General features: G+C 53.4%; 7 protein-coding genes and 2 pseudogenes. 3 read left to right on the plus strand and 6 right to left on the minus strand.

The window, feature by feature from the left end; all coding sequences use genetic code 11:
• Window positions 1-623, plus strand: a 623-nt coding sequence (locus DL899_RS18805) for an IS66 family transposase (protein WP_239494772.1), incomplete at its 5' end; no start/stop codon positions are given.
• Between the two features lie 34 nt (window positions 624-657).
• Here DL899_RS18805 and DL899_RS19525 read toward each other — a convergent pair.
• The 5 genes and pseudogenes from DL899_RS19525 to DL899_RS18820 all read right to left on the minus strand — a co-directional run.
• Complete coding sequence (locus tag DL899_RS19525; RefSeq protein ID WP_162685664.1) at window positions 658-2226, minus strand: hypothetical protein; 1569 nt, start codon at window positions 2224-2226, stop codon at window positions 658-660.
• Window positions 2216-2998 (minus strand): polysaccharide pyruvyl transferase family protein, encoded by a 783-nt coding sequence (locus DL899_RS19530; protein ID WP_338049666.1) that lies wholly within the window; start codon window positions 2996-2998, stop codon window positions 2216-2218. Before DL899_RS19530 ends, DL899_RS19525 begins: the two co-directional genes overlap by 11 nt.
• A gap of 88 nt (window positions 2999-3086) precedes the next feature.
• Window positions 3087-4025: a hypothetical protein gene (locus DL899_RS19535; RefSeq protein WP_162685666.1), complete on the minus strand. Its 939-nt coding sequence runs from the start codon at window positions 4023-4025 to the stop codon at window positions 3087-3089.
• A gap of 239 nt (window positions 4026-4264) precedes the next feature.
• Entirely contained in the window at window positions 4265-4975 is a 711-nt protein-coding gene (locus tag DL899_RS18815) for an IS6 family transposase (RefSeq protein WP_111735852.1), read from the minus strand.
• Between the two features lie 48 nt (window positions 4976-5023).
• Window positions 5024-5464, minus strand: a pseudogene (locus DL899_RS18820) (transposase family protein); the annotation flags it as partial.
• A gap of 44 nt (window positions 5465-5508) precedes the next feature.
• On the opposite strand from DL899_RS18820, the gene DL899_RS18825 reads away from it, so the two are divergent.
• Entirely contained in the window at window positions 5509-6219 is a 711-nt protein-coding gene (locus DL899_RS18825) for an IS6 family transposase (RefSeq protein ID WP_111735853.1), read from the plus strand.
• Window positions 6220-6326: 107 nt separating this feature from the next.
• Here the strand turns inward: DL899_RS18825 and DL899_RS18830 are convergent, their stop codons facing one another.
• Window positions 6327-6671: a VOC family protein gene (locus tag DL899_RS18830; protein WP_111735854.1), complete on the minus strand. Its 345-nt coding sequence runs from the start codon at window positions 6669-6671 to the stop codon at window positions 6327-6329.
• A 96-nt stretch (window positions 6672-6767) separates the two neighbouring features.
• On the opposite strand from DL899_RS18830, the pseudogene DL899_RS18835 reads away from it, so the two are divergent.
• Window positions 6768-6847: pseudogene (locus DL899_RS18835) on the plus strand (IS6 family transposase); the annotation flags it as partial.

Here is a 6847-nt window from a genome sequence, read left to right on the forward strand (position 1 = left end):
AAAATCACACCACGTGCCACAACAACGATCCCACGAAATCTACCGCTTCGCGATACAAAACGCCTTGTTTTGTTGACCTGCGCCAAACGAAATCCGGAAAAATCAGCCGCGAACTGTCGAAGTTGGGTGGACCGTATCGGGCGCTCTACGACATCGAACGCGAGATCACCGGCTGCTCCGCCGAAGAGCGGCGACGCGTCAGGCAGACCCGCACGCGCCCGCTGGCGGAGGACTTCAAGGCGTGGTCGGAGACCCAGCTCGGTCGGGTCTCCGGCAAGAGCGCACTGGCCAAAGCCTTCCGCTACGCGCTCCGCCGCTGGCCCTCCTTCACGCTCTTCCTGGAGGACGGCCGCGTGGCCATCGACAACAACCCGGCCGAGCGTGCAATCAAGCCCGTGGTGATTGGTCGGAAGAATTGGCTCTTCGCCGGGGCCGATGCAGGGGGTGAAACCCTCGCGGAAGCCATGACGATCATCGAAAGCGCGAAGCTCAGCGGCCACGACCCCGAAGCCTACCTGGCAGACATCCTTGCCCGCATCGGAGATCACAAGATCAATCGCATCGACGAGCTGCTGCCGTGGAACTGGGTGCCGCAATCCAAAGAGGCCAAGGCGTTCGCTTGAGCTGCGGTCCTTACCGGCCGGTTACATATCTTCTTCACGGCTCGACAAAGAATGACCAAGTATCTTCGAATCCACGAACAGAAATGCCTTTGCCTTTTCGTGTTTTGTCCATTCTTGTGAATACGTTGTGCGAGCATTTTGTACGCAGCAGAAGTTCAGTCAGCACCAAACCGGCGATGTCATCGCGCCTAGCAATATCGAGCGCCAAGGCATTGGTGTTTAGCAGTAAATCGGTCCCACCGACATTGTAGCGGTCGAGACCTGCAAACCGATTTTTGGTTTGTGATTTCGTCTCAGAATAAATTGCGTCCTGTTCCCTGCCTTCTATTGCTCTCTCACCCTCATAAATCTTCATCATATTTGCGTAGAAATATCCACTTGCGCCTATAGTCCGTTGTGCTTCATTGAGGCCATGATCCAGGAAAGTTTGCAGTGTCGAGATTAACCATCTTGTGCTCAATTCATTTACGAGTAGCACACCGTACTCAAACCATATCCTGTGGAAAAGGTACTTTGCCTTTTCAGTGTGAACAGTGTCGCGCCGAAGATAACTAATAGTTAGCGAATTGAGTTTGGCCAAACGCGACTTACCGCGTAAATGATAGTCGAGGATCCGAGATTGGTTGCACATATCGATCCTCGAAACCGATGGTTGCTCTATATCCTCTGGCAAGATGTCAAAAACATAACTGGATAGATCCGTAGCTTTCTCCGGCAAGATGTCCTTCACATCCTGCTGTTGTACTCGTTTCTCAGCCCGTTGGGTCAACTCTGGCAACGCTAAAGCCGCAATCTCGCTTGGATTTTCAAAGGGTGGATTGGCGTGATGCGAAAGTGGCCGCGGCGACCAACCATGCATCACGAGCGACTTGGAAAACCATGCAGTATCCTTGAAAGAAGAAAGTGCGTTGATACGTTCTAACCGTCGCGTCACATCTCCTGCGGTAGATGAATTCACGTAAGATGGCGGCATATGTAATCCTCGCGAGCGCGAGCCAATCATTTGAAGCAGTGAAGTAACGCCAGCTGACCGCTCTTCATTATATGGAAGCGTTTTGAATTTTTCCTTGAAAGTGGCACGCGGCTTTTCAAGCTTTTCCTCCCAAGAAAGGTGGCCCCCAAGATGATACCGAAAAGATTCGAAATCAGCGAACATTGTTCTATACTTAAGGTGTTGATGGTAACAGCTTTTCAACCAGTCATCTTCATTCCTAACGAAAAAGATGAATTTCACCGAATGTGGTCGTAGCGCACGCGAGATGATCCTAAGATTCTTTGTCAAGTAAGGGTAAATTCGTTTTCCGCGTGAGCGCCCAGGCAATTCACCACAAAAATCCTCTTGGCTCAAAATCACACGGGCCTCTGGAACTTCAGATAGGCGCTCTCCTATGGCCGCAAGCTGTTGTTCCGCCTCTTTGAAGTCCTCTCTCGCGAGCGAGATTGCGGCTTGATGCGTGTAAGCATCATGAAGAAAGTACGCACCGTTCTGCCGCAGGAAGCTTGCGTTGGCGTTTAGACATTTCTGGATCGCAGTCGAACCCGTTCTATGTGGGCCAAGATGAATGAAAATCTCTTTGGTTTCTTTTGGGACATTAACCAACATATACCTCCGCGACTTTCATTGCGAAGCTCAAATTCAAGGCTCGATACTCCTCCAAGAGTGGATGTGTGCGACGGGCTTTCGAGACATGCTCTTGCCAATTCGACGCGTCAGCAACGGTAGGTGGATGCTGAAATGTCTTGAACTTCGCGTTATACGGCAGGCAGATCACCTTTCGGCCCAATAGCTGCGCCCAATACACACCATGATACGAACTCGTCACCACGGTGTCACCGGAAGCAATGAAATCAATGACGTGTTGCGGCGTGCACCATGCATTCGACATCACGGGCGCTCCGTCTGGCACTTCCAGTCGCGTCCCTTTTCTCCGGTGCACATAAAAAACCAGATCATTAGTTGGCAATGGCACCTGATCAAAACACCTTGCCAGACAACTTGCGCATGGGACGAAATTAAGCTCGTCTTTCCATTCGTAGTTCCGAGTTCCGAACAGCGAGAAATAACCAGCAATCCCCTTTACTAAATTATCGTTTGTGCCTTGTAATGGTAGGCCGACTCCCCAAGCTACCATCTTGGCGCGAGCTTGAGACTCCAATACTTTGGACATTACATCTGCGAGTTGCCCGAAAATCTGGCCACCACCCAAGATGACGTTCTTTGAGTAACACTCAATTGCATCTCGGCGAGGCGGTATTGGGTGATTAGTTGTCTTGGCCGGCCATAAGTATTGAGCTGGTCCACTCATCTGGTCGCCTACGTTATCAGCCGAACAATGGAATATATTCGCAACGGTTCCATCGAACTCTAAGGACATGGTATCACAGGGTCTGTTGGTTGCATGCTGTATTCCGCTTTATTTGCATGGTGTGTAACGCGTCATTATCAATCATGATTGTCTGAAATCAGCATAGCCTTCTTACATCTTTAAGTTTATGCCGTAACTCGTTGAGATGCCGCCCGTACAAGCGTTCTAGATGCATTACTTCATCTGCGCTAAAGATGGTAGCCTTGCCTAATGATTGGTCACCATCAAATCGCGCCCGAATCTCACCAAGGCAACTGAGGGCATTCTGAGCGCCGTCCCGTTGATATTTTTGCAAGAACGTGTGGAAAGCCTTGCCTGACATTGACCTGCGAATATGTGGGTCGCCGTCGCCAATGCGAAGGTCAAGTTTGCTGCTGACTTTTGAGCCCAGCATTGCGTCCAGTACCAGGTGCCAATCCTTTTGCGCACCCTCGTATGACCAGACGACAATCTGGCTATCGGAGAAAGTATTCCGAATACAGGCGATGAAATGTGTCCAGCTTGGTCGGCGTTCCAAGACACGTTGTGCAAACGTTTCGGGCGGCACAAATCGCCGCGGTGTGACATCAAGTAAGTACTGGAAATATACCGATGAAAAGAACTGATCATATTGTCGAAATGATAAATAGATGTGTCTAGGACTCTCTGGAAGGAGATCTTTCAGCATCCGTAGGAAGACCTCTCTTCGGCTATATAACTTTCCAGAATGAACGACATGTCCACAGTGACCAACAAAGTTTTCGTCAGTCAGGAGAATTTTGCTAACGCTGTCATTGCGCAGTTCATCAAAGAAGTCTGAAACTCTCCTTTCAAGGCCGGGTGCAAATCGCTCTCCAAGTTTCGAAGATTCACGCAACTCATCTACGCGGCGTTGACAAGGATTGGTCAAATGCTTCCGAGTTTGACGGTGGTGGGGTACACAAATGCCGCTTTCGGTCAGGATACGCTTGTTTGAATAAAGGGCTGCTTGCAAAAAAGTCGTCGCGGTCTTGTGAACCCCCAGATGCAAATCCAACTCGAACATACCTTTGTGCATGCCTTTGTAGCTTCCATGTCCAGCTGGATAGCAATGGGTCGAACGATGCGCCGGTTACTTGCCCAACAAGGCGCTGCGGACTAAGTCTACGTGTTGAGTGGGGCATTGTCTATCGAGCATCGCTGCCTTCACGCGCTCCGCTCCACTAACGCCACTATGATAGGGAAAATCTGACAGCGACCGAGGGGGGAATTGCCAACTTGTTTTTGCCTATTTGAGAGGGGCGAGACCTCTGCCTGTTAGGCGGTCATTTCGGCAGCATAGCCTCTCCAGAGGTCGAAAGCATCGGTCCTGGCGTGGCGGTATGAGATGGCGGAGAGTCGGTAGCGTCGTGGGCGAAAAACGATGTTGATCTGATCATGTGTTGCCAGAAGTCTCTGTGCCTGTCGGGGCGACTTGAACCGCCCCATCAACTTCTCGCGTTTTCGTGTTGGCCTGTGTGATCCTTCGATCCGGTTGTTCAAGCCCTTGTGCGCGCGATGATCTGCGCCCGGTGCCAGGTCTCGGACCGGCTTGAAATAGCTGCGCAACTTGTCCGTGATGACAACACGGGGTTCACCGAACCGGTCGATCAACCTTGCCAGAAAACGGCTTGCAGCCTTGGCGTTGCGCTGTGGCTGAACGAGAATATCAAGCACGTCGCCGTTCGCGTCAACTGCCCGCCAGAGCCAGTATTTTCTGCCGTTGATTGGGATGACGACCTCATCCAAGTGCCATTTGTCGACCGCGGCCGGTCTGTCGCGCCTTATGCAATCGGCAAAGTGGCGCCCAAAGCGATTCACCCACTTCCGGATCGTTTCCCGGCTGACCATCACACCTCGATCGGCAAGAAGATCCTCGACATCCGCCGTGCTGAGCGCGAAGCGATGGTAGACCCAGACGGCATATGCAACGATCTCACGAGGGAAACGGTAGCCTTTCAGGCGCGGCATCGAGGATGGTATATTCATACCCACCGCCTAACCAAGCCCCGCACTGCAAACAAGTTGGCAATCCCACAGCACCTCATCCAGCCGATCGGGCTCGATATTGAGCGCCCGGTGCAGGTTGTCCGGTTTGGCTGGAAGTTTTGCGAACCTGGCGTTGTAGCGGGCCTTGAAGTCCTTCAGGAAGGCGTTTCCGGCCTCCAGGTCCGAGATCCCGGCGAGCCTCAGTTCCTTCACCAAACGATCCTGCAACGTGCGGTTTGCACGCTCCACGCGGCCCTTGGCCTGGCTGCTGTTCGCGCAGAGGATCTCGACGTTTAGCTCGTTCAGCGCCCGGCCGAACTGGGTCATGCGCGCGCCGCCCTTGGCATCTTCCTTGGCGACACGAAACACCGTGTGCTTGTCGCTGTAAAACGCCACCGGGCGACCATGCTGAGCCAAGTAGCTCTCGAGCGCTTCGAAATAGCTGAACGTGCTCTCGGATTTGACGAACCGGGTCCGTTGCATTAACCGTTGGGATGTCGGACACATTGGTACCCCAAGCTGAGGAGTAAGCGATGATCCGGCGTAACCCTTTCAAACGGCACAGGTTTCCGCGCGAGATCATCCTACTTGCGGTGCGCTGGTACTGTCGTTACCCGCTGTCGTGCCGGGACGTACAAGATATGCTTGCTGAGCGGGGCATCACTGTTGATGCTTCGACCTTTCACCGCTGGGTGCGAAAGTTTGGTCCCGAAATCCGGAAACGAGCCCAAGCCCGGCATCGCTCTTGGCGAGGGCTGCAGTGGCACGTCGATGAGACCTACGTTCGCGTGGGCGGGCGGTGGCGCTACCTTTGGCGGGCCGTGGATCAGTTCGGCCAACTGATCGATTTCCGCCTTACGGCGCGGCGGGATGCCAAGGCAGCAAGGGCATTTCTGCGCCAGGCGCGAGAGACCGTGCGGTGCTATCAGCCTCTTACCATCATCACCGACAAGGCGCACAGCTATGCAAAGGTGATCGGCGAGATCAACGGCCGGCTCGGGCCTGGAAACGCCATCCGCCACATTGACCGCAAGTATTTAAACAATCGGATTGAGAGTGATCATGCCGCACTGAAACAGCGATTGCGTCGTATGCGGGGGTTCCAGACGCTGGCCGGAGCCAAGGCCGCGCTCGCCGGTATCGAAACCTTCCGCACCATTCGAAAAGGCCAACTCGAAAATTGTGAGACCGGGGTGATCAACGAGACCGCCTTCATCGCCAATCTGTTTGCAGAGGCTGCGTGATCGGGATCAATAGCGACGACAAACACGGCGCTCTGACGTTAATGCAACGGACCCGCCAAAAGTGATCTCTTTCATGCTCTAAGCTCCAATTGTCCTGCCGGGCGCAATCACGCGCTCTTGGGCGGCTCCGCAAGTGTGAGGCGGTTGCCATCGGGATCGTCGATCTGCGCGACGATGCCGAAATCGCCCTGGATGTCCTCTCCGAGTTTCAGTCCGGCGTTTTCCAAATCCTGTCGGGCGGCGGTCATGTCGGGCGTGACAATCGTGATCATCGAATGCCCGGCTTTCTCTGCGTCTTCGACAACTTGCAGATTGTCGGGAAAATCGCGCCACTGGACTAGTCCGTCCATTGGCCGGTCATCGGGTCTGCGCCCGATGAGAGACGTGTAGAACGCCTCGGCCCGGACCATGTCGGCAGTTGCTACAACGGCAAAAAGTCCCTGAATCTTCATTGTTCTCTCCTTTTCAAATCAGACGGCTATCCCGGTGATCAGTTCACTGGGCATTGCCAAGTTGATCACGGCGTACCGTCGGGATAGGCGGTCATCATGAAAACCGTACTGACAATTCGACGCCTGAAGGGCTTTCGTTTTCCCCGCGAGATCATCTCCTATGCCGTCTGGGCTTA

Source organism: Roseovarius amoyensis (assembly GCF_003260265.1).
In the GTDB taxonomy this organism is placed as follows: Bacteria; Pseudomonadota; Alphaproteobacteria; order Rhodobacterales; family Rhodobacteraceae; genus Roseovarius; species Roseovarius amoyensis.

Excerpts from the sequence above, each read along its gene's own strand:
- DL899_RS19535 (WP_162685666.1), bottom strand. The coding sequence starts at position 4,025 with ATGCACAAAGGTATGTTCGAGTTGGATTTGCATCTGGGGGTTCACAAG.
- DL899_RS19525 (WP_162685664.1), bottom strand. The coding sequence starts at position 2,226 with ATGTTGGTTAATGTCCCAAAAGAAACCAAAGAGATTTTCATTCATCTT.
- DL899_RS18830 (WP_111735854.1), bottom strand. The coding sequence starts at position 6,671 with ATGAAGATTCAGGGACTTTTTGCCGTTGTAGCAACTGCCGACATGGTC.
- DL899_RS18825 (WP_111735853.1), top strand. The coding sequence starts at position 5,509 with ATGATCCGGCGTAACCCTTTCAAACGGCACAGGTTTCCGCGCGAGATC.
- DL899_RS19530 (WP_338049666.1), bottom strand. The coding sequence starts at position 2,998 with ATGTCCTTAGAGTTCGATGGAACCGTTGCGAATATATTCCATTGTTCG.
- DL899_RS18815 (WP_111735852.1), bottom strand. The coding sequence starts at position 4,975 with ATGAATATACCATCCTCGATGCCGCGCCTGAAAGGCTACCGTTTCCCT.